Annotated in this window: 22 protein-coding genes and 1 pseudogene; 14 read left to right on the forward strand and 9 right to left on the reverse strand. The window is 60.1% G+C overall.

Annotated elements, in window-relative coordinates:
- The 4 genes from GSQ93_RS29335 to GSQ93_RS29350 form a co-directional block, all read right to left on the reverse strand.
- The coding region (locus GSQ93_RS29335) for an agmatinase (protein WP_158939191.1) at window positions 1-832 on the reverse strand (832 nt) is incomplete at its 3' end.
- Window positions 833-882: 50 nt separating this feature from the next.
- Window positions 883-1545, reverse strand: a complete 663-nt coding sequence (locus GSQ93_RS29340; protein ID WP_158939193.1) for an amino acid ABC transporter permease — start codon at window positions 1543-1545, stop codon at window positions 883-885.
- Window positions 1535-2227: an amino acid ABC transporter permease gene (locus GSQ93_RS29345; RefSeq protein ID WP_158939195.1), complete on the reverse strand. Its 693-nt coding sequence runs from the start codon at window positions 2225-2227 to the stop codon at window positions 1535-1537. The genes GSQ93_RS29340 and GSQ93_RS29345 overlap by 11 nt, the downstream gene beginning before the upstream one ends.
- Window positions 2228-2240: 13 nt before the next feature.
- Window positions 2241-3089, reverse strand: a complete 849-nt coding sequence (locus GSQ93_RS29350) for a transporter substrate-binding domain-containing protein (RefSeq protein WP_158939197.1) — start codon at window positions 3087-3089, stop codon at window positions 2241-2243.
- Between the two features lie 134 nt (window positions 3090-3223).
- Between GSQ93_RS29350 and GSQ93_RS29355 the strand changes: the two genes are divergently transcribed.
- The 9 genes from GSQ93_RS29355 to GSQ93_RS29395 all read left to right on the forward strand — a co-directional run bounded on the left by GSQ93_RS29355 (window position 3224) and on the right by GSQ93_RS29395 (window position 12198).
- Entirely contained in the window at window positions 3224-4108 is an 885-nt protein-coding gene (locus GSQ93_RS29355) for a LysR family transcriptional regulator (RefSeq protein ID WP_158939199.1), read from the forward strand.
- 187 nt (window positions 4109-4295) lie between these two features.
- Window positions 4296-4955: a FadR/GntR family transcriptional regulator gene (locus tag GSQ93_RS29360; RefSeq protein WP_158939201.1), complete on the forward strand. Its 660-nt coding sequence runs from the start codon at window positions 4296-4298 to the stop codon at window positions 4953-4955.
- A gap of 90 nt (window positions 4956-5045) precedes the next feature.
- On the forward strand, window positions 5046-6701 hold the full coding sequence (locus GSQ93_RS29365; protein ID WP_158939203.1) for an ABC transporter substrate-binding protein: 1656 nt from the start codon (window positions 5046-5048) through the stop codon (window positions 6699-6701).
- Window positions 6702-6761: 60 nt separating this feature from the next.
- Entirely contained in the window at window positions 6762-7715 is a 954-nt protein-coding gene (locus tag GSQ93_RS29370) for an ABC transporter permease (protein WP_158939205.1), read from the forward strand.
- A gap of 3 nt (window positions 7716-7718) precedes the next feature.
- The gene (locus GSQ93_RS29375) at window positions 7719-8615 is read left to right on the forward strand and encodes an ABC transporter permease (RefSeq protein ID WP_254074121.1); all 897 of its coding nucleotides are present in this window, start codon (window positions 7719-7721) and stop codon (window positions 8613-8615) included.
- Window positions 8615-9676 carry an ABC transporter ATP-binding protein gene (locus GSQ93_RS29380; protein ID WP_254074122.1) on the forward strand — a complete coding sequence of 354 codons (1062 nt, stop codon included), beginning with the start codon at window positions 8615-8617 and terminating at the stop codon, window positions 9674-9676. The genes GSQ93_RS29375 and GSQ93_RS29380 overlap by 1 nt, the downstream gene beginning before the upstream one ends.
- A complete protein-coding gene (locus GSQ93_RS29385) occupies window positions 9676-10698 on the forward strand; it encodes an ABC transporter ATP-binding protein (RefSeq protein WP_158939844.1) in 1023 nt (340 codons plus the stop codon). Before GSQ93_RS29380 ends, GSQ93_RS29385 begins: the two co-directional genes overlap by 1 nt.
- A 7-nt stretch (window positions 10699-10705) precedes the next feature.
- A complete protein-coding gene (locus GSQ93_RS29390) occupies window positions 10706-11887 on the forward strand; it encodes an amidase (protein WP_158939206.1) in 1182 nt (393 codons plus the stop codon).
- Between the two features lie 26 nt (window positions 11888-11913).
- Window positions 11914-12198 carry a cupin domain-containing protein gene (locus GSQ93_RS29395; protein ID WP_158939207.1) on the forward strand — a complete coding sequence of 95 codons (285 nt, stop codon included), beginning with the start codon at window positions 11914-11916 and terminating at the stop codon, window positions 12196-12198.
- Window positions 12199-12227: 29 nt separating this feature from the next.
- On the opposite strand, the pseudogene GSQ93_RS29400 reads toward GSQ93_RS29395, so the two are convergent.
- Window positions 12228-12491, reverse strand: a pseudogene (locus tag GSQ93_RS29400) (FCD domain-containing protein); the annotation flags it as partial.
- A gap of 11 nt (window positions 12492-12502) precedes the next feature.
- Between GSQ93_RS29400 and GSQ93_RS29405 the strand changes: the two are divergent.
- A complete protein-coding gene (locus tag GSQ93_RS29405) occupies window positions 12503-13093 on the forward strand; it encodes a hypothetical protein (protein ID WP_158939208.1) in 591 nt (196 codons plus the stop codon).
- Here GSQ93_RS29405 and GSQ93_RS29410 read toward each other — a convergent pair.
- On the reverse strand, window positions 13076-14005 hold the full coding sequence (locus tag GSQ93_RS29410; RefSeq protein WP_158939209.1) for a DMT family transporter: 930 nt from the start codon (window positions 14003-14005) through the stop codon (window positions 13076-13078). The two genes, GSQ93_RS29405 and GSQ93_RS29410, sit on opposite strands and share 18 nt — an antisense overlap.
- Before the next feature lie 122 nt (window positions 14006-14127).
- On the opposite strand from GSQ93_RS29410, the gene GSQ93_RS29415 reads away from it, so the two are divergent.
- Window positions 14128-15054: a LysR family transcriptional regulator gene (locus GSQ93_RS29415; protein ID WP_158939210.1), complete on the forward strand. Its 927-nt coding sequence runs from the start codon at window positions 14128-14130 to the stop codon at window positions 15052-15054.
- A 67-nt stretch (window positions 15055-15121) separates the two neighbouring features.
- Here GSQ93_RS29415 and GSQ93_RS29420 read toward each other — a convergent pair whose 3' ends face one another.
- A complete protein-coding gene (locus GSQ93_RS29420; RefSeq protein WP_158939211.1) occupies window positions 15122-15772 on the reverse strand; it encodes a glutathione S-transferase family protein in 651 nt (216 codons plus the stop codon).
- Window positions 15773-15878: 106 nt separating this feature from the next.
- Window positions 15879-16268 (reverse strand): DUF2917 domain-containing protein, encoded by a 390-nt coding sequence (locus GSQ93_RS29425; protein ID WP_367889788.1) that lies wholly within the window; start codon window positions 16266-16268, stop codon window positions 15879-15881.
- 488 nt (window positions 16269-16756) lie between these two features.
- Between GSQ93_RS29425 and GSQ93_RS29430 the strand changes: the two genes are divergently transcribed.
- The 3 genes from GSQ93_RS29430 (at window position 16757) to GSQ93_RS29440 (ending at window position 20622) form a co-directional block, all read left to right on the forward strand.
- Window positions 16757-17659: a LysR substrate-binding domain-containing protein gene (locus GSQ93_RS29430; RefSeq protein WP_158939214.1), complete on the forward strand. Its 903-nt coding sequence runs from the start codon at window positions 16757-16759 to the stop codon at window positions 17657-17659.
- Window positions 17660-17854: 195 nt separating this feature from the next.
- Window positions 17855-19132 (forward strand): dicarboxylate/amino acid:cation symporter, encoded by a 1278-nt coding sequence (locus GSQ93_RS29435; protein WP_158939216.1) that lies wholly within the window; start codon window positions 17855-17857, stop codon window positions 19130-19132.
- Window positions 19129-20622, forward strand: coding sequence for an aspartate/glutamate racemase family protein (locus GSQ93_RS29440; protein WP_158939217.1), 1494 nt, complete (start codon window positions 19129-19131; stop codon window positions 20620-20622). Before GSQ93_RS29435 ends, GSQ93_RS29440 begins: the two co-directional genes overlap by 4 nt.
- Before the next feature lie 19 nt (window positions 20623-20641).
- On the opposite strand, the gene GSQ93_RS29445 is transcribed toward GSQ93_RS29440, so the two are convergent.
- Window positions 20642-21481: a LysR substrate-binding domain-containing protein gene (locus GSQ93_RS29445; protein ID WP_158939219.1), complete on the reverse strand. Its 840-nt coding sequence runs from the start codon at window positions 21479-21481 to the stop codon at window positions 20642-20644.
- Window positions 21482-21599: the final 118 nt, after the last annotated feature.

The following is a 21599-nucleotide window of genomic DNA, read 5'->3' on the forward strand; positions in this document are numbered from 1 at the left end:
CGCGGCCCTTCTTCACCAGGCCATGAATCAGCTTGCGTGCTTGCAGGAAGGTCACGCCGCCCGGCGCCGGACCCGCGACAGCAGGCATTACCGACGGATCGAGCCCGTCGGCATCAATGGTCAGATAGTAGTTGCCGCCGTCCGGGATGCGCGCGAGCACGGTGTCCATGCCCACGTCATGAAGTTCGTACGCGGTGATCAACTCCGACCCGTAAGCTTTAGCCGCGCGCAGTTCTTCCGGGCGGCCGCTACCTTGCGCGCGCAACCCGATCTGCACGATCTTCGCGACATGTTTCATTTCCGATGCCCGGCGGATCGGACTGGAGAGCCCGTCACGCACGCCGTTCACTTCATCGCGCCAGTCGAGATGCGCGTCCACATGAACAAGCGTGATCGGGCCAAGGCTGTCGAAGGCGCGCAGTACCGGCGTCGTAATACCGTGATCGCCGCCCATGACGATCGGCAACGCGCCCGCAGCGAGGATCTTCCGCACCGCTGCTTCTACACGCTCATAGTGACTGCCCGGCGCCGCGAGGTCGGCGATCACATCGCCGCAATCGACAAAGCGGATATCGTCGCGTTCCTGCAAGAGCGGACCGTCGATATCGAAATCGTAATGGCCGGGCGAGCGAACCACGCGGTCGGTCGCCTGACGGATTGCCGTGGGCGCGTTGGTCTGATCATTGGTGAAGTCAGCCGCAGAGTACGCGGAGCCGTAGGGCATCCCCAGCACGGCGATGTCGGCCTCCAGGTTATCCAGGTCCATCGCGAGTTCGGAGTACAGCAAGGTCTTGTGGCCGGTTCTCGGTGCGACAGTCAGTGGTTTTGTCATGATTAGGTATCCTTTATTTAAAATTCATGCACGAGGCATGGTGACCAACATCAGGCGCGCCGGTAGCGCGTCGCGTAGCGCTCCGACCACTGCCCTGCAACGTCGAGCAGCACACTACAGAGCCAGTAGATCAGCGCGGTCGTACCAAGCACTTCGACGTAGGCGAAGGTGTCAGCGGTAAGCAGGTTGCTCTGATACGTGAGTTCGGTGAGACTCATCACCGAGAAGATCGACGAGTCCTTGAACATCATGATCGTGAGGCTGGTTGTCGCTGGCGCCAGATATCCGAAAATCTGCGGCAGCACGACATGACGCTGAACCTGAAGGCCGGATAGCCCGAGCGATCTCGCGGCCTGGACCTGTCCATGGGCGAGACTGCCGAACGCCGCGCGCAGGATTTCGCAGAAATAACCACCGGTGTAGAACGCGGTCGCGGCTACGCCAATGGCGAACGCCGGCATGGCAACGCCAATTTTCGGCAAGCCGAAGAAGCTGAGGTAAACGAGGATCAGGAACGGCACATTACGCACGATTTCCACATAAGCCAGCGCGCTTGCCTGCAACATGCGCCAAGTGGATGCGCGAAAATACGCGGCAATCGTTCCCAGCACGATGCCCAGCGGAATGCCGAGCACGCAGACTTGCGCCGTGACCTTGAGCCCCTTGAGAAGCGGCAGGATGGACGACTCGACAACAGCGAAGTCAATGGACATTGGGCAGCACCTTCGCCACGCGGCGTTCGAGACCACGCGATGCCGACGACGCGAGAAACAGGATCGCGAAGTAGACCGCCGCCGTCGCGGAGAACACCTGCAACGGCAAGTTCGTCTGCAGCGTGGCGTCGCGTGCGACCGTCGCCAAGTCATGCACCGCAATGATCGACATCAGCGAGGAAGCCTTCAGCAACATCGTGAACTCGTTGGTCAGCGGTGGAATGGAGCGATAGAAAAGCTGCGGAAACACGATATAACGCCAGACCTGCACCGGCGGCATGCCAAGTGCCCGAGCAGCCGGTATCTGTCCGCGTCCGAGCGAGTTCAGCGCACCGCGAAGGATCTCCGACACGTACGCAGCCGTGTTCATCGCCAGCGCGAGAATGCCGGCTTGCAGCGGCGAGAGCGGCAGATGGAGCACGGAAGGCAGGACGTAATACGCCACCAGCATCTGGATCAACGCCGGCGTACCGCGTATCACGCTGACATAAAAAATCACGACCGCAGTCAGCACGCGTCCACCATGCTGACGCACAAGCAACAGCAGCGAACCGATTACGACACCGAGCGCGAACGCCACCACGCTGGCTGCGATCGTGGTGGCGGCACCCTCGGCGACATCGTGAAGGAACGGCCCAAGCGCAGCGATCAGACCGCTAAGGTTGCTCAGAGAGGCGAACATGCAGCGCCCCGGGTCAGACCGCGCCTTCAGGCAGATAGCCGCTGGTCGGCAGGTTCATCGTGTAACCGAACCACTTCTGCTGCATTTGCGCGAGCTGGCCGTTCTTCGTCAGTTCCATAAGCGACGTATTGATGAAGTCGCGAATCTCCTTGTCTTGCGGATTCGCGACCCAGGCGAGCATCTTCGGCTCACCAATCTTGCCGACTACGCGAAACTGTCCCGGCTCCTTCTTCATCAGGACCGCGACAATATTCGACGGCATGATCCCCACGTCGAGCGTCTTGTTCGTCAGCGCAACCATCACATCCGGATATGCCTGAAACAGCTTGATGTCTGCATAACCCGCACCCTTCGTTTTCAGTTGCGTATCGAACGCCTGCGCGATCGGTTGTGATGACGAGCCCATCTGCGTACCGACTATCTTCCCGGCCGCATCGTCCGCCTTGGTGACGGCGGTATCGCTTGCACGCACGACCAGCACCGTGTCGACCACGCCCACCGGCTCGGAGAAGGCAAAGCGTTTTGCCCGTTCCGGATTGATGCCAACACTTGTCGCCACGAAGTCGAACTTGTGCGTCATGAGCCCGGGCAGCAAGCCCTGGAACGGCAGGTTGACCTGATCGAGCGTGACCCCGAGCTTGGTCGCCATATACACGAGGATGTCGTGCCCGTAGCCCACCACCTTCCCGTTCTCGACGAATTCGAACGGTTCGTAAGCGGCTTCAGTGCCGACCGTCAGCTTGCCGCGCTGGCGGATATCGGCGAGCGTTCCGCCCTCGGCAAACGCCAAGGACGGCATCGCCAGCGCAAGCGAGACGCCGCCTGCAACGGTAAGAAATTTGCGACGGTCGAGCGTGATCATGAAGTTCCCCCGGGAAACTTTGAAAAGCGTTGAGAAGCGTTGGTGAGGGAAATGTAGGTAGTCAAAAAAGTTTTGAAAAACCATTTTTTCGTTGATATGGTTCCGGAAACCGAAACCTTTCAAGGCGCGCATCGATGAAGAAAATGGACTTGAACGAGCGTGACCTGCGTTCGCTGCGCGTGTTTTGCGCGGCCGCCCAGGCAAGCGGCTTCGCGGCGGCAGAGCGTGCATTGTCGATGTCGAAGGCGTCGATCAGCCGGCATATCAATGAGGTGGAAGCGCGGCTCGGGGTCAAATTATGTGAGCGCGGGCCGGGCGGGTTTCAGCTCACGGAGGGCGGAGAAGTCGCGTTGCGCGTGGCATTGCAGGCACTCGAAGCGCTGGAGCGGATCAAGCCTGAAGTCGATGCTGTGCGTGGGGTTTTGTCCGGACCCCTATTACTCGGAACATCCGAGCATGTGATGACGCATGAGGGGTGCAGGATCTCCGAGGCGCTGGGCGAGTTGCATCGGATTGCACCGCTTGTGAGGCCGTCGTTGTCCGTCATGACCTTTAACGATCTGGGTGCCGCGCTGGCTGAGCGGCGGGTGCAGATCGCCATTCGCGGCGCTTATAAGCGTATCCGGGCGTTTCGGCACTATCCACTTTTTACCGAAACGCATCGGGTGTTTTATCGGCCTGCGGCTGCGGGGGAGATTCAGGCGCACGGGGATACGCGCGGGTTGCCGCTGGTTTATCGGCCTCATCCGTTTGTTGAGGACGCGCTTGCCACGCAAGGGTTTGTGCAAGGGCTGGAGGTGAGTGGACTCGAAGCCGTCGCGATGATGATCGCTACCGGGCGTTATGTCGGACTGCTGCCCGAGCACTACGCGGCGCAGCTTTCTCCGCGGTACGAGTTTGCAGTGTTGCCTGATTCGCCATTTTATTCGATGCCGTTTTGCGCCATCGTCGAGGAAGTGCGGCCCTTGACGCGTGCTGCGGAGGCGTTTTTGAATTTGCTGTTGGAGGCGCATCGGTGAGAGGGTTGATATTCTGCAGACCTTCTGCCCTTATTTCGTGCGATGCACCGAATCGATCGCTAGGAACCAGTGCATACGCCACTTCCAAAAGTCCGTTCACCACTCCAAGCCATTGTTTTAAAAGCCAACATATTCCTGGCACGGTTCACGCATAAGCACTCCGGTCCTACCGGTAGGAGTGCACTGCATGAGCATGTCGAATTTCGTTGCGCAAACCCTTCAGCAACGCATTCTTTCAGGCGTATACGTGCCCGGTGAAGTCCTGCCCGGGCAGCGCGAACTAGCAGGCCAGCTCGGCGTCAGCCGCGGCGCCCTGCGCGAAGCCGTGTCCGTACTGATGACGCTAGGCTTCCTTCGCTCTATCCCCGGTAAAGGCACGTTCGTCTCGCATCGCGGCCAACGCGATACGGAGCCCGTCAGCCGTAGCGCCGAGCAAACCATGCAACTGCGCTACATCATCGAACCCTCCGCGGCTGCACTCGCCGCACGAACAACCGGCCCCGGCGTAGCAAGCCAGTTCCGCGACATGCAAGCACGCTTCAAAGATGCTCTGCTGCGCAACGACCTGATAGACGCCGCCAACTGCGACCTCGCTTTCCATCAGGCAATTGCCGCCTGCTCCGGCAACGACATCCTCGCGGAAATCTCCCACTCGTTCGAAGACCGTATTGGCAAAAGTCAACGCTTTCCCCTCGCCAATACGCCACGTCTGATCGAGGCGTTCGAGGAACACGAACACATTGTTGCCGCGATTACCGGCGGCAACGCCACCGCCGCCATGACCGCGATGCAGCGCCATCTGCGAGGCGCCGCCGAACGCGCCGGCATCGTTTTCACCATTCCGTAACTATCAGCATGACTAACTGAAGGTGTGCCGTTCCTGGCCGCCCTCCCCGGCATCCACCGAAGATCAACCACCATAAAGGACTGTCCCTGCATGAACTTCATCAAATCAAGTTTGCTGACGTGGGCCTGCGCGCTGGCATGCAGCGCGCTCTTGCCTGCCACCGCACAAGCACAGGAAAAAGTGCTGAGAATCGCCATGACAGCAGGCGATATCCCCCGCACGCTGGGCCAACCTGACCAGGGTTATGAGGGAAATCGCTTCACAGGCATCACCCTGTATGACGGCCTCACGCAATGGGACCTGAGCCACGAGAAAGGCCCGAGCGAACTGATCCCCGATCTCGCCACGTCCTGGCAAGTCGATCCCAAGGACCACACCAAGTGGATCTTCAAGCTGCGCCCCGGCGTGAAGTTCCACGACGGCTCGCCCTTCAACGCCGACGCTGTCGTCTGGAACGTCGACAAGGTCCTCAACAAGACCGCGCCGAACTTCGACCCAAGCCAGGTCGGCGTGACCGCATCACGCATGCCCACGCTGCGCTCAGCACGAAAGATCGACGACCTGACGGTCGAGCTGACGACTTCTGAACCCGACTCGTTCCTGCCAATCAACCTGACAAACCTGTATATGGCTTCGCCCGTACAGTGGCAGAAAAAACTCGCCGCCATCCCCGCGTCAGTGACCGATCCCGCCGAGCGCGACAAGCAGGCGTGGATCGCGTTCGCCGCCGATGCATCGGGTACGGGCCCGTTCAAGATGGCCCGCTTCGTACCGCGCGAACGCCTGGAGATGGTCAAGAACACCGAGTACTGGGACCCGGCGCGCAGGCCGAAGATTGATCGCGTAGTACTGCTGCCACTGCCCGAAGCCAACACGCGCACAGCAGCCCTGCTGTCAGGGCAAGTTGACTGGATCGAGGCGCCCGCGCCGGATTCCATGGACGCGATCAAGTCGCGCGGTTTCAAGATCTATTCGAACCCGCAGCCCCACGTATGGCCGTGGCAGCTCTCGTTCCTGCCGGGTTCACCATGGCTCGACAAACGCGTGCGTTACGCAGCCAACCTCTGCGTGAACCGCACAGCGCTCAAGCAGTTGCTGGGCGGCATGATGAGCGAAGCGACCGGCACCTTCGAGCCGGGTGACCCGTGGCGCGGCAGCCCGACCTTTCAGATCAAGTACGACCCGGACGCGGCCCGCAAGCTGATGACCGAAGCCGGTTATTCGGCCGCCAAGCCGCTGAAGGTCAAGGTGCAGATTTCGGCTTCAGGATCGGGCCAGATGCAGCCGCTGCCCATGAACGAATTCGTGCAACAGAACCTGAAGGCCTGTTTCATCGACGTCAGCTTTGACGTGGTCGAGTGGAACACGCTCTACACCAATTGGCGCCTTGGTGCGAAGGACCCGTCGGCACATGGCGCTAACGCAACCAACGTGAGCTTCGCGTCGATGGACCCGTTCTTCGCCATGGTCCGCTTCGTCAGCACGCAAGCCTTCCCGCCGGTATCGAATAACTGGGGTTACTACAGCAACCCGAAGATCGATGCGCTGATCCAGCAAGCTCGGACGACCTTCGACGCGAAGCAACGCGACGTGCTGCTCGCGCAGTTGCACGGCGATATTGTCGACGACGCCCCCTTCATCTGGATCGCGCATGACACAGGCCCCCGCGCGATCTCGGCCAAGGTGCACGGCGTGGTGCAGCCGAAGAGCTGGTTCATCGACATCGCCACCATGTCGATGAACTGACCTGAACCCGCCGCGGCTTGGGCACTCTGCGCCCGAGTCGCGGCAACCGGTCCCGACCTCATGCTTTCCTATCTTCTACGGCGCGCGCTCTATGCGTTGCCGATCATGCTGGGCGTTGCGTTCCTCTGCTTCATGCTGGTTCATATCGCGCCGGGTGACCCGTTGGTCTCCATCCTGCCGCCCGATGCATCGGCTGACCTGCAGAAGCAACTGATGGAACTCTACGGTTTCAACCGTCCTTTGCCGGTGCAGTTCTTTAGCTGGGTCTGGCGCGCGCTGCACGGCGACCTCGGTACATCGATTGCGACTGGTCGACCGGTCGCCGGCGAAGTAATCAAGGCGGTCGGCAATACGATGATGATCGCTGCACTGGCCACGCTGATCGGCTTTGCCTTCGGCTCTCTGTTCGGTTTTGTCGCGGGCTACATGCGCGGCTCATGGATCGACCGCGCGGCTTCGCTCGTCTCCGTCACCGGCGTGAGCGTGCCGCATTACTGGCTGGGCATGGTCCTCGTGATCGTGTTCTCGGTGAAGCTGATGTGGCTGCCCGCCACTGGCGCGGGGCCGGATGGTTCGGCCGACTGGCATTGGGACTGGGCGCACTTCCAGTACCTCGTCCTCCCTGCGGTCACCATGTCGTTCATCCCCATGGGCATCATCGCGCGCACGGTCCGCGCGCTGGTGGCCGATACGCTGTCGCAGGAGTTCATGGTCGGATTGAGGGCGCGTGGCTTGAGCGAGTTCGCCCTGTTCCGTCACGTGCTGAAGAACTGCGCGCCGACCGCGTTGGCGGTAATGGGCCTGCAACTCGGTTATCTGCTGGGTGGATCGATCCTGATCGAGACAGTGTTCTCGTGGCCGGGCACCGGTTTTCTGCTCAACGCCGCGATCTTCCAACGGGACCTGCCGTTGCTGCAAGGCACGATCCTGGTACTCGCACTATTCTTCGTTATCCTGAATCTTTTGGTTGACATACTTCAAACCGTCTTCGATCCGCGTATTGAAAGGGGCTGAGCCGTGACCACGACTATCACCACCACCGGCGACACCGCCAAGCCCCTTGCCACGCCGTTGCGCTCGCGCGGACACGGCGCAAACGTGCTGCGGCGCCTGGTCCGCAATCCCCAGGCGATGCTCGGCGCCACGGTGATCCTCATCTTCCTGATCATGGCAGTAGCGGCGCCACTGCTGATGCCGGCCGATCCGTTCGCCGCGTCCATGTTCAATCGCCTGAAACCGATCGGCACAACGGGTTATCTGCTCGGCACCGACGAACTCGGCCGCGACATGCTGTCCCGCCTGATCCTGGGCGCTCGGTTGTCGCTCTTCATGGGCGTGACGCCGGTCCTGCTCGCGTTCGGTATTGGCGGAGCGGTGGGGGTCATGGCGGGTTACGCAGGCGGTGTGCTCAACGCGCTCGTGATGCGCACGATCGACGTGCTTTACGCGTTTCCGTCAGTGCTATTAGCGATCGCGCTATCGGGTGCGCTGGGTACAGGCATTGGCAACGCGCTGGTATCGCTGACCGTGGTGTTCATCCCGCAGATTGCGCGGATTGCCGAGAGCGTGACCACACAAGTACGCCGCAGTGATTTCGTCGACGCCGCACGCGCGTCGGGGGCAAGCGCTTTCACGATCGTGCGCGTGCATGTGCTCGGCAACGTGATCGGCCCGATCTTCGTGTTCTCCACCAGCCTCATTTCCGTCTCGATGATCCTCGCCTCCGGCCTCTCGTTCCTCGGCTTGGGCGTCACGCCGCCGAACCCTGAGTGGGGCCTGATGCTCAATACCTTGCGCACGGCAATCTATGTGCAGCCCTGGCTCGCGGCGCTGCCGGGCGTGTTTATCTTCGCGACCTCGATTGCTTTCAACGTGTTGTCCGACGGACTGCGCGCTGCGATGGAGATCAAGTAATGGCCGCGCTCATGACAGATGATCGCGACATCGGCGGCCCGGCCCAGCCGTTGCTGAGCGTCAAGAATGTGGTCCGGCATTTTCCGCTCGGCAACAAAGGGCTGCCGTTTCTAAAGGACGCGCGCAACGTGGTGCGCGCCGTCGACAACATCTCGTTCGATGTACTGAAGGGTGAGACCCTTGGCGTGGTCGGTGAATCAGGTTGCGGCAAATCCACCATGGCGCGGCTGATGATGCAACTGCTGCAGCAGGATAGCGGCGAACTTATCTTCGACGGCGAGACGGTCGGTTCCCGCGCCCTGCCCCTGCGTGAGTTTCGCCGTCAGGTGCAGATGGTGTTCCAGGACAGCTTCTCGTCGCTCAATCCACGCATGACGATTGAAGATTCGGTCGCGTTCGGCGCAACGGTTCACGGCGTCTCGCAGAAAGACGCCATAGCGCGCGGACGCGACTTGCTCGCGCGCGTCGGGCTCGATCCCATAAGATTCGCGGGACGTTACCCGCACGAGCTGTCGGGCGGTCAGCGACAGCGCGTGAATATTGCACGCGCGTTGGCGCTTGGTCCGCGCCTCGTGATTCTTGATGAGGCTGTTTCAGCGCTCGACAAATCCGTCGAAGCCCAGGTACTGAATCTGCTTGCGGATCTCAAGGCGGAATTCGGACTGACCTATGTCTTCATCAGCCACGACCTGAACGTGGTGCGCTACATCTCGGACCGGCTGGTGGTGATGTACCTTGGCGAGATCGTGGAGATTGGCACTGCGGAGGACGTGTTCGCGCATGCGTTGCATCCGTATACGCGCGCCTTGCTCAACTCCATGCCGAGCGTCGATCCAACGCGCCGCACGACCGTCGCCCCGCTCTTCGGCGATCCGCCCAATCCTATCGACCCACCCAGCGGCTGCCGCTTTCACACGCGTTGTCCGCAAGCACAGGACGTCTGCAGCAAACGCGTACCTGCTGTCTCCACGGTGGGTGGAGGACAAGTAACGTGCCTCGAATATGAGCCGGACAGCGGCTACGTTCCAATCTCGATTGCAGCTGCGCAGGAGGTCGCATGATGGACGCGAAGCCGGAGGTCAGCATCAGCCTGCGTGACCTGAAGGTCCGCTTTATCACGCCCGGCCGGACGATCCACGCAGTCAACGGCGTCGACTTGGAAGTGGGACGCGGCGAGGTGGTCGCCTTGCTTGGTGAATCCGGCTCGGGCAAGAGTGTCACACTGCGCGCGATCATGCGGCTGCATTCCGAGAAGACTACGCAAATGGAGGGCGGACTCGACGTCGAAGGCCAGGACGTCCTGAACCTCTCGCGCCGGCAGCTCTCGGACCTGCGCGGCAAGATTGTATCGATGATCTTCCAGGAGCCCTTGCTCGCGCTTGATCCGGTCTACACGCTCGGTGCACAGATTGCGGAGATGGTGCGCCGGCATCAGAGGGTATCGAAGGCCGAAGCACGCAAGCGAGCACTGGCGTTATTCGAAAAGGTCCGCATTCCAAGTCCTGAACGTCGGCTGGATGCGTATCCGCACGAGATGTCGGGCGGCATGCGGCAGCGCGCGATGATCGCGCTGGCGTTGTCGTGCGAACCGCGTGTCCTGCTCGCCGACGAGCCGACTACCGCGCTCGACGCGACCGTGCAGATCCAGATCCTGTTGCTTCTGCGCGACCTGCAACAGGAACTGGGCCTGTCGATTGTGTTCGTTACGCACGACATAGGGGCTGCGACCGAGGTCGCGGATCGCATCGCGGTGATGTACGCGGGCCGGATCGTCGAGCAGGGGCCGGCGCTCGCGCTGCTGACCGAACCGCGGCATCCCTACACCATCGCGCTGCTCAAAGGCCGCACGCAAGGCGCCATGAAAAAAGGCGTCCGGCTGGAAACAATTGGTGGTGCGCCACCCGACCTATCCGCGCTGCCGCCGGGCTGCGCATTCGCGCCGCGTTGCGCGCATGCGATCGACCGCTGCTTGCAAACACAGCCTGAAGAACGCTCGGTCGGTATCGCGCATTCGGCCCGCTGTATCCGGGTTGACGACATCGCCATGCTGCAACCGACGCCCGAAACTGCCCCCACCCACTAACAACGACATGACACCAGATCTAGCCTCCTACCGCGCTTTCGTACCCTATCCCGATCATCCAGTACCCCATGCGGCGACCGGCCCGCTCACGGGCCTGACGCTCGGCGTAAAGGACATCTTCGATGTGGCCGGCTACCCCACCGGCTGCGGCAACCCGCACATGCTGGCCATGTCCGGTATCAAGACGGCCAACGCGCCGGTTGTCGACGCCCTGCTCGCAGCCGGCGCCGCCTTCGCCGGCAAGACCTATACGGAGGAACTCGCGTTCTCGATGACCGGCAAGAACGCACATTTCGGCGCACCACGCAATGGCGCCGCGCCGGACCGCGTGACCGGCGGATCGAGTTCGGGGTCGGCGTCGGCGGTATCGAATGGACTGTGCGATTTCGCGCTCGGCACCGACACTGGTGGCTCGGTCCGCGCGCCGGCAAGCCATTGCGGCCTGATTGGCTTGCGGCCGACCCACGCGCGCGTGTCGCTCGACGGCTGCATGCCGTTGTCACCTGGGTTCGACACCTGTGGCTGGTTCGCGCGCGACATCGAAACATTTGCACGCGTGGGCAACGTGTTGCTCGGCGAAGATACAACGACGCTCCCATCAACGCCGCAAGCCTGCTTGCCGCGCGAGGTGCTGGCCGGACTGCCTGAACCGGTGGTAAAGGTTTTCTTCGCGACACTCGACCGTGTCAAGACGTGCTTCGGATCGATAGAAAGCGTCGACATCATGACGCCCTCCACCGACGCGCTCTACTGGGCGTTTCGCTACGCCCAGGGATTCCAGGCGTGGCAAAGCCAGGGTGAATCGATCGAACGATTCGACTTGCAGCTCGGCCCGGGCGTGCGCGAACGCTTCGCATGGTCACGTACGGTCACGCCGGCACAGAACGAGGACAGTGAACGCGTACGCGAGGAATTCCGTGCAAACTTGGTGAGCCTGCTCGACGGCGGGCGCATTATTCTAATGCCCACGATGCCCGGCGTTGCACCGCTGCTGACAGACACGGACGAAGCGCTGGATGCGTATCGTAACCAGGCGATCAGGATGCTGTGCGTCGCGGGACTCAGCGGATGCCCGCAGCTCTCGCTGCCGTTGATGCAACTCGCCGGCGTGCCGCTGGGCTTCTCGCTGATCGGGCCGCCCGGCAGCGACAAAGGGTTGATTGAACTGGGCCGCATGCTGATGGCCTGAAGCCGTCCAACATTGGAGGAAAGCGCATGACCCGAACACCGGCAGTCCCTACGCAACAGGTATTAACCGATCGCGCGATCGTCACCGAATGGCGATTCGCACCGGGCACCGAGACCGGTTGGCATGTCCATGGGCACGACTACATTGTCGTTCCGCAAACCAACGGGGAACTCCTGCTTGAAACTAAAACAGGCAATCGGGTTTCCGAGTTGCATGCCGGGCAGAGTTATGCCGGCTTGAAGGGCGTTGAGCACAACGTCGTGAATGCCAGCGATCATGAAGTTGTGTTCGTCGAGATCGAGATCGTCTAAGAGCCCAAGCGGAGCGCGATGCCGGCAAGCTAGTTGGCAAGGTGGACGCGCTCGGCAACCGGTTTTAGCGACATCAGGATCTCGCGCAAATGGGCGCGCATGGCTTCCTCGGCCCCATCGGCATCATGCGCTTTTAGTGCACTCACAATCCGCGCATGCTGCTTGATCAGCAATTCAAGCGGCGAGACTTCCGGCAGGCTCAGATAACGCACGCGGTCCATTCGCGCCTTGATGTCCTGAATGGTGTCCCATGCCGCGACGCAGTCAATCGATTGCGCTATGAGGAAGTGAAAGCGTTTTGTCGATGCTGGCGGGGTTCGCGACCATCGATGAAGCAATCTCGTTCGCGCCGTTGCGCACTTTGATTCATTCGATGATGACGCACGAAATCGCACCGACCTTGAGTGTTCCCGTGTCGTTCGACCTGATGGCGTATCGCGATGCACTGCTCGAACGTTATGCGAATCCGGCGCTGAAACATCGCTGTCCGCAGATTGCCATGGATGGCAGTCAGAAGATTCCGCCGCGGCTTCTCGCGACCATTGCGGCGCATTTGGAGCGAGGTCAGTCAATAGTGCGGCTAGCACTTGGCGTTGCAGCGTGGTTCATTTTCTTGCGCGGACGCGCCGACGACGGCGCGACTTTCGCTATCAATGATCCCCTGGCCTCGCGCCTGACTGCGCTGGCGACTAACGCGGGTGATGCGCCGGAAAGTCTTGTCGATGCAATGCTCGGTTGCAGCGATGTATGTAGTCCCGAACTTGCTTCGAACGACACGTTCCGGCGCGCGCTGATTGAAGCGGCTACGCAGTTGAGGGGCGGCGCGAGGGCGGCGATTGAAAACACCAACCGAAAGGCCGCCGAGATCAACTTTTCATCAAGGCAGAACCTCTGAAGCACGCGGGACGCTCACCACTACCGCCTTGCGCCAGCGAACTGTCGCCAGCATGGACGCCACGACAATCAAACCGCCGCCGACCCATGCAACAAGCGATATCTTTTCGCCCAGCCAAAACCATGCGAACAGCGCGCCGAACGCGGGTTCGCTTCCCATCAACAACGAAACGCGGGTCGGGCTACTGCGTTTGATCGCATAGTTCTGCGCGAAGAAAGCGAACAGCGTGCACGCAAAAACCAGATAAAACACGCTGCCCCAAAACGGCACGTGTCCCGCGAACGACGGCACGTGCTGCCACTGCTGCGGCGCGAACACGAGCGCCACGGCCGCACTACCGAACGCGACCACACCCGACTGCACCGCCGTCACTGACAAAGGGGGCAGCGTCGAGTCACGCATCACGCGTTTCGTCACACAGACATTCAGCGCACGCAACAAGGCGGCCAAGAGGATCAACGCATCGCCTCGATTCAACACGACCGCGCCGTCACCGGCAAGCAGCCATGCACCAAACAGCGAGAGCACGACTGCCGCCCACTCAATTCGCCCCGGTCTGCGCTTGAGCAGCATCCACTCGACCAGCGGCGTCAGCACCACGCACAGGCTGATCAGAAACGCCGCATTAGCAGCGCGCGTCAGCAACACGCCAAAGGTTTCGCTCAAGAAAATTCCCAGCAGCAGCAAGCCTGCGATAAACACACCGCGCAGCGTGCGCGCGCCAGCATGACGCAAGCTTCGCAATGCAGGCGACAAAATGACGAACGTAATACCGAATCGCAGCGTGAGCAGGCCCAGCACCGGATAGAACACCAGCGCGCCCTTGACGATTCCGTAACTTGTTCCCCAGACCACCGCGACCACGAGCAGCATCAGGTCGGACAGTAAGAGCAGGCGGTCTTGCTTAGGCATAGTCGGACCTCAGGAGATGAGTCCGTATTGTCGATCGTTGCACATGCGACGATAATCGGGTCGATGCGCACAGCCTTTATGTCGCAGATGCATTAATCCTGCGCCCCACTCGCGATGGCCCAATGAATCCAACAGAACTTTTTGCATTGCTGCCCGACATGGCCGTATTCGCTCGTGTCGTCGATGCCGGCAACTTTTCGGTGGCTGCGCGCCAGCTCGGCAGCACGCCGTCGACGGTCAGCCGCCAGATCAAGCGTCTTGAAGAAGCGCTGGCAACACGGCTGCTCGAGCGATCGACGCGCAAGGTGAAGGTGACCGAATCGGGCGAGCAAGTCGTTCGTTTCTGCCGCGACATTGTGAGCGCGGCGTCGGGCGCGGTGGATGCAGCCGGTTCACTGGTCGGCCGGCCGCAGGGGAAAGTGAGTGTGAGCGCGCCAACGGCCTTTGCGAAAACGGTGATTCATCCGCTCGTGCCCGGCTTTTTGCGCACGTATGAGGAGGTCGATCTCCAGTTGCTTTACGCGGATCACGAAGTCGATCCGCTCGAGAATGATCTCGATCTCGTGATCCGGCTAACGGATCGTCCACCGCCCGGTCTGGCGGGACGGCGGCTTGGATCAGTGCGCTGGGTGTTGTGTGCATCGCCCGCGTATCTGCGTACGCGCGGCACGCCCAGGCACCCACGCGATCTCGCGCAGCACAACTGCCTCTATCTGGGCGAAACTGCCGACGACAACCGCTGGCGTTTTCGCCGTGGTACCGAGACGCAGACCGTAGAGGTAAGCGGTCGATATATAGCGAATCATGCGGGCGCGCGGCTCGAAGCGGCACAGCAGGATTTCGGCATTGCGAGCCTGCCGGAATTCTCGGCTAGCGGAGCGTTAGAAAGTGGCGAACTCGTACAAGTGCTCGCCGACTGGGACCTCGAAGCGCTCGCGTATGTAGGCTCGGTGTGGCTGTTGTATCCGCCGAATCGTTTTCTTCCGCCCAAGGTGCGGGCGTTAATCGATTATTTGGTCGAGCACATACACGAACACGACCGTAAGTGACATTAGCTTGGTGTCTTGCGTAGCCTGGGTGTTTAAGCATGCGCGCTTAGGCCAGCAAGCTTCCGCGCTAAAAGGTGAGCCGCCCGAACAATTCATCGAATGGGACCATTACGTGCTGGCGAAATGCAGGGCGTAGCTGAAGCCGTTCATACCAGGCTTCTACATTAGGAACGACGGGCCGCTTGATATCCAGCTCGAAATAACGATACAGGTTGGACCCGACCGCAATATCGCCCAGGCTCAAACTGTCTCCCGCAATGAAGGGCCGCTCGCCCAGCATACGGTCGAGCAGTTGAAAATACTGCGCGCAACGACCCAGGTTCTCTTCAATGCTCTTTGCATTGCGCAAAGCTTCCGGCGTCCGGTAAAAGCCCCAGAACACCCCCGTCAGAAAGGCTGGCTGCAAGGTGCTCTGAGACCAGTCCATCCAGCGGTCCGCCTGCGACCGCTTAGCCGCGTCACCACTCCAGAAATGCGGGCTGCCATAACGCGCGGCGAGGTATCTCAAGATGCTGTGCGACTCCCACACAATTGTGCCGTCGCTGTCTTTAATGACCGGCACACGTCCGTGCGGATTCATGGCCAGGAACTCGGCGCTCTGCTGCAGGCCGAAGCTTCCTCCGGCTGGAATATGCTCATGTGGCAAATCCAGCTCGCCGATCAACCACATCACCTTCTGAACGTTAGACGAGTTGCGTCGTCCCCAAACCTGAAGCATGGCATATCCCCTGAAGTTGGAAGCCGCTGTCCTTAGCGGTTCATTCTCCGCTCATTCATTCGTTAGCGGTTGGATAGGACCGACCGCTAACTCACCCGCTAAGCGACTAGCGTGATCGCAATCGAGAGATATCGGCAAGGTAATCTCTTAGCCGCTCGATCCACTTCACTAGCGGTCTGCGTGCGACAGCATACGCGCTGGTCAGCGAAATTTCCGCCGCTATGTTTGCGTCCGTGCTCAACCAGATGCGCTCGCCTCGCGTCACGCGAAGCACGTCACCCGTTTGCAACCAGTGGTCGTAGGGCGAGAAAATGCGCGTAACCCAGACCCTTGCCGCTCCCACACGCAATTCGGAATCCGACCGCACGCGCCATGAGGCGGTTTGGCCCGGCTGTATAACAAAACGAATGACCATCTCCGGCGATCGCGCATGCGCTGACGCCGAGGTTCCGGGTGCTGCCCGAAAAACACACTGCTCGCTTGATTCAACCATCATCTTCTCCGTCGATTAAACCGAAAGACGGAGGCACCACAAAAAAAAGGCCCAACCGTTTTTCGGTAGGGCCTGGTGTTTGCGCATACTTACCTATTTCTAATGCAAACACGTCCCCGATGAAGCACCCCACAGGGCGTTCACTCGGTTAATAATTGCTACGGACGTGAGCTTTTGCATGGTATTGAGTGTCAGATATCGCTTGGCGCTTGTCAACAAATTTTAACTCTGGTTTAAATTCAAGCGCAACAACATATGGCGTTCCTAAGTGCCTAAGTGCGCCTGATATCCGCTAGCCAATGGCTTACGGCGGTGAGTTGAATTGACCTCGCATACAATCGTCGTGAGTGGATCAATTTGGCCGAACTCGCTTGCTCGCTTGGTCAAGCCTTGCCATTCATTACACGGCATCCGCCACACGCGCATGACAGCAGTCGACTCGCCCGACATACACACACTCGCGTCGTCATGAGGCGCCAGCAAGGAGCGGTATGGAGATTAAATGGATCGAGGACTTTGTTGCTCTTGCCCAGTACCAAAGTTTCTCGCGTGCCGCTGAGGTTCGCAATGTCACGCAGTCCGGTTTCAGCCGTCGGATTCAAGCGCTCGAGCAATGGGTGGGCGCCGATCTGATCGACCGCAGCAGTTATCCGCCGACACTGACGCCCGCCGGACGTCTCTTCAGGGAAGCGGCCGACGACATTCTCAACCGCCTGTTCGACACCCGGGCCATCATTCGTACGGAACAGCGAATGCCCGGTATCGGGCTGCAGATTGCTGCGGGTCATACCATTGCGCTCAGTTTTCTTCCGGCGTGGCTCAACGCGTTGACCGGACAATTTCGCGATGTCAGGGCGCGCGTGATTCCGACCAACGTCCATGATTCCATCCTGATGCTGGTGAACGGCAACTGCGAACTGATGTTTGCGTATCACCACCCCGACCTGCCGCTTCATCTCGATCCCACACGCTATGAATACCTGACGGTCGGCATCGACACGTTCATGCCAGTCTGCAAGCCGAATCAAAAGTCGGGACCGTCTCTGCGCTTGCCCGGCACGGTGAGCCGCCCTTTGCCGCTTATCTCGTACACGGAGACCAGTTATTTTGGCCGCTGCCTGGCCTTGTTGCTTCGCCGTGCAAAGACGCAACCGGCGCTGCGTCCGCACTACGAATCGGATATGGCGGAAGTGCTCAAGAAGATGGTGCTGGAAGGCGAAGGCATTGCGTGGCTGCCGAAAAGCTCAATACAAACCGAGCTGAACAATGGCGAGCTTGTTCCGGCCGGCGGCAAGGAATGGCATCTCGAAGTCGAGTTGCGCGTGTACCGCGACGCGTCGAATAGAAACGAGTTCATTGAAACCTTGTGGCGATACCTGCGATCGTCCGCTTGAGCTTATTTTCCTAGCGTTTACCCTGGTTATGCGCCGATCGCATAACGACATACTGAACCCGCATCGCGGGATTTTTGTCCGCTTCTACTATCCGTCCAGAGACAGAAAAGGCCTTCGCTAATGGCACTTTTCGTCAAGCCCATCGCACGGTCGCCCACGCTCATTTTCGTGCGAGACACCTCTGGAAGGATTGAAATGAAAAACCGGTTAACGCTCTATATAGTTATCGGCATGGTGCTTGGCATCGTGACCGGTTACGTGTGTCATCGGACCGCCGCTGATGCGAACGCAGCAAAAGAAATGGCCGGTTACTTCTCCATCATCACCGACATCTTCCTGCGGCTCATCAAGATGATCATTGCACCGCTGGTATTTGCCACGCTGGTGTCGGGTCTTGCAGGAATGGACGGCACGAGCGACGTGCGCCGCATTGGCATTCGATCAGTTGGCTGGTTCGTCAGTGCCTCGCTCATATCGCTCGCCCTTGGGCTCTGTCTCGCCAATCTCCTGCAACCGGGTGCGGGCCTCCATATGGTCCAGACCAGTTCCGACGTAAGCACGGGCCTGAATACGGCAGGGCTGAACTTCAAGGACTTCGTCACGCACGCGTTTCCGACAAGCATTCTCGACGCCATGGCGCGCAACGACATCCTGCAAATCCTGGTGTTTTCCGTGCTCTTTGGCGTTGTGTTGGGCGCGATCAAGTCGGACCCGAGGGTGACGCCGCTCGTACAAGGTATCGACGCCCTCGTTCCCGCGATGCTCAAGCTCACCGACTACGTCATGCGCCTAGCACCCGTGGGCGTATTCGGCGCAATTGCATCGGCTGTGACGTTGCATGGTCTCGATGTGCTGATGACATACGGCAAGCTGATCGGCAGCTTCTATGTGGGACTGGTACTGCTGTGGGTGATCCTGATAGGCGCCGGTTACGCGTTCCTAGGTAACGCAATATGGTCGTTGCTCAAAGCGGTGCGCGAACCCGCCATGCTGGCGTTTTCAACCGCCAGCAGCGAAGCAGCATATCCGCGCCTGACCGAAAAGCTGGAAGAATTCGGCGTGGACAAGAAGGTCGTCGGCTTTACGCTGCCGCTGGGGTATGCATTCAACCTGGACGGTTCGATGATGTACCAGGCGTTCGCCGCCATCTTCATTGCGCAGGCGTTTGGTATCGACATGCCGGTAGGCACGCAGATCCTGATGCTGCTCGTGCTCATGGTCAGCAGCAAGGGCATGGCCGGTGTGGCGCGAGGCTCGGTCGTGGTGGTAGCAGCCGTTGCGCCGATGTTCCATCTGCCTCCGTCCGGCGTTGTGCTGATCCTCGCGATCGACCAGATACTCGACATGGGCCGGACCGCGACCAATGTGATCGGCAACAGCATTGCAACGGCCGTGATTGCGAAGTGGGAAACAGCTCGGGTCACGCGAACGAAAGCCGTGACCTTCGATCAGTTGCAAGGCGAAGCGAAATGAAGGAGGAGTTGAGGGAGAAGCCTGAGCAGGGACGCCGCTCTTTTGGCGTCATTGGCGGACTCGGCCCGCTCGCCAGCGCCGACATGTTTTTTAAACTCGTCAAGTCGACGCCCGCAACGGGCGACGCAGATCACTTCGATGTCGTCTTCGAGCAGCATCCGTTTCGTGGCGCCGGTGTCACCAGCGCCGCGACGGTGGAACGCAAGCTCTACATCTTCGATCTCATTCGCGCGTTCGAGAAACGCGGCATAGAGACGGTCGTGCTGCCCTGCTTCCTGAGCCACACCTTCATGGACGAGTTGAAGGCCAACTCGCCCCTGCAGATCGTGGACATGATCGAGGCGGTGCGACACCATGTGCGGCACAAGTTCCCTTCCGTGCGTCGCATTGGCGTGCTGGCATCGGATTACACGCGACGCAACGGTCTCTTTGAACGCTATTTTTCTGCGCCCGAGTTCGACATCATTCATCCGCGAATCGATGAAACCACCGATCTCGTCACGCGTGCTGTGTATGGGGAACATGGCATCAAGTCCGGCCATCTTATGGGCCAGCCGGTTGCGCTGCTGAAAGCCGCTTGCGACGATCTCATTGCGCAAGGTGCGCAGATCATCGTGCCGGGCATGACCGAGATCGCACTCGTCGCAAATGAGCTAGGCGCGCTGAGCGTCCCGCTGATCGACTCGAATCTTGCGTACGCGCAATACATTGTGTCGGGCCGGTATGAGTCGCCGGCCAAGCTGTTCAAGGTCGGTGTGGTGGGCGGCGTTGGCCCCGCGGCGACCGTGGACTTCATGCAGAAGATCGTCAGCAACACGCCGGCGAAGCGGGACCAGGATCACATCAAGCTGCTGGTCGAGCAGAATCCGCAGATCCCCGATCGCACCGACAACCTGATCGGTGATGGCCCGGACCCCACTCTCTCGTTGTACGCCACGTGCAAGAAACTCGAGAGCGGCGACGCTGACATCATCGCTATTCCGTGCAACACGGCGCACGCATTTGTTCAGCGCATCCAGCCTTATCTCAGCATCCCGATCGTCAACATGCTGACCGTGACGGTCGAGATGCTTCGCGATTCGTTCCCGTCGCTTCGCGATGTCGGGCTCCTTGCGACATCGGGGACGGTGGCAAGCGGGGTGTATCGGCAAGCGCTGGAAGCACAAGGATTGCGGCAGGTCTTGCCGAGTCCGGCATTGCAGGCAAGCGTGATGAATGCGATCTATGGCAAGGAGGGAGTCAAGGCGGGATTCGTCAACGGACAGTGTATGGACGACATCTGCGCGGCGCTGGAAGGCTTGGCCGACGAAGGCGTTGAGATTGTGATTCTTGGATGTACGGAGTTGCCATTACTGCTTCCGGGCACTCAATGGCTCAGCGCTCGCGGACGGACGATCACGCTAGTGGACCCAACGGATATTCTGGCAAAACGCTGCGTTGCGTACGCCATGGCAGCGGCTGAACTGGCGACGGAATCAGAAGCCCCTTAAGACACCGCGCTAGCCCGTACTAAGCCTTGATCTCCGCACACAGAAATTCGATCAAAGCCTGCTGGACTGCATTAAGCGCGCCGCCTGCGCTCACCAGTGCAAGCTCGGTCGGCGGCAAATCGGGCAGACCTGTACACACGCGATGCTCAGGAAGCACGGCGGTCGTCGGCAAGACCGACACGCCAAGCCCCGATGAAACCGCCGCCTGAATGCCGGTCAAGCTATGACTCCCGAACGCGATTCGCCAGCGCCGCCGCGCTTTGTCCAAGCCACGGATCGCGCGTTGCCGGTACACACAACCTTGTGGAAACAAGGCTAGCGGGACCGGTTCGTCCGTCAGCTCAACGCCTTCGCCCTTTACCCATACAAGCGATTCGGGCCACGAAGCCAGGCACTCGCCGCTGCCCGGCTCGCGCTTGAGCAACGCAATCTCGATCTCGCCTGCAGAAAGCTTGCGCTGGAGATCGACACTCATGCCGCTTACCGTTTCAAGCCGCACACCGGGTTTCATCTTCACGAATCCCGACAGCATGGCCGACATGCGGCGTGCGTCGAAATCCTCGGGTACGCCAATGCGTACCGGTTCAAGCGCAACGTCGCTCGTCAACGCGTCCTGCGCCTCCCTCGATAACGCCAGCAGCCGCCGCGCATAGTGCGCGAGCAACTCTCCATGCTCGGTAGCGCTCACATGATTGCCGGTTCGGTCACGCAGCAGCAGCGTGCGGCCGACCGCTGCCTCCAGCTTGCGGATCTGCTGGCTCACCGTCGACTGGGTGCGATGGACGCGTTCGCCGGCGCGCGTAAAGCTGCCCTCATCGACCACGCAAACCAAGGTGTTCAACAACTCGAGATCTAGCATGAGCGACCGCCCCGTTATTTGAATTTCGATTGACCTTTAGAGTTTAATTTAATTTCCAAATATCAATCAATCCTTTTACGCTTGGCAGCATGCACGTAACTTCGTCACTTAACTTCGT

It is taken from the genome of Burkholderia sp. S171 (assembly GCF_009766085.1).
Taxonomy (GTDB): Bacteria; Pseudomonadota; Gammaproteobacteria; order Burkholderiales; family Burkholderiaceae; genus Caballeronia.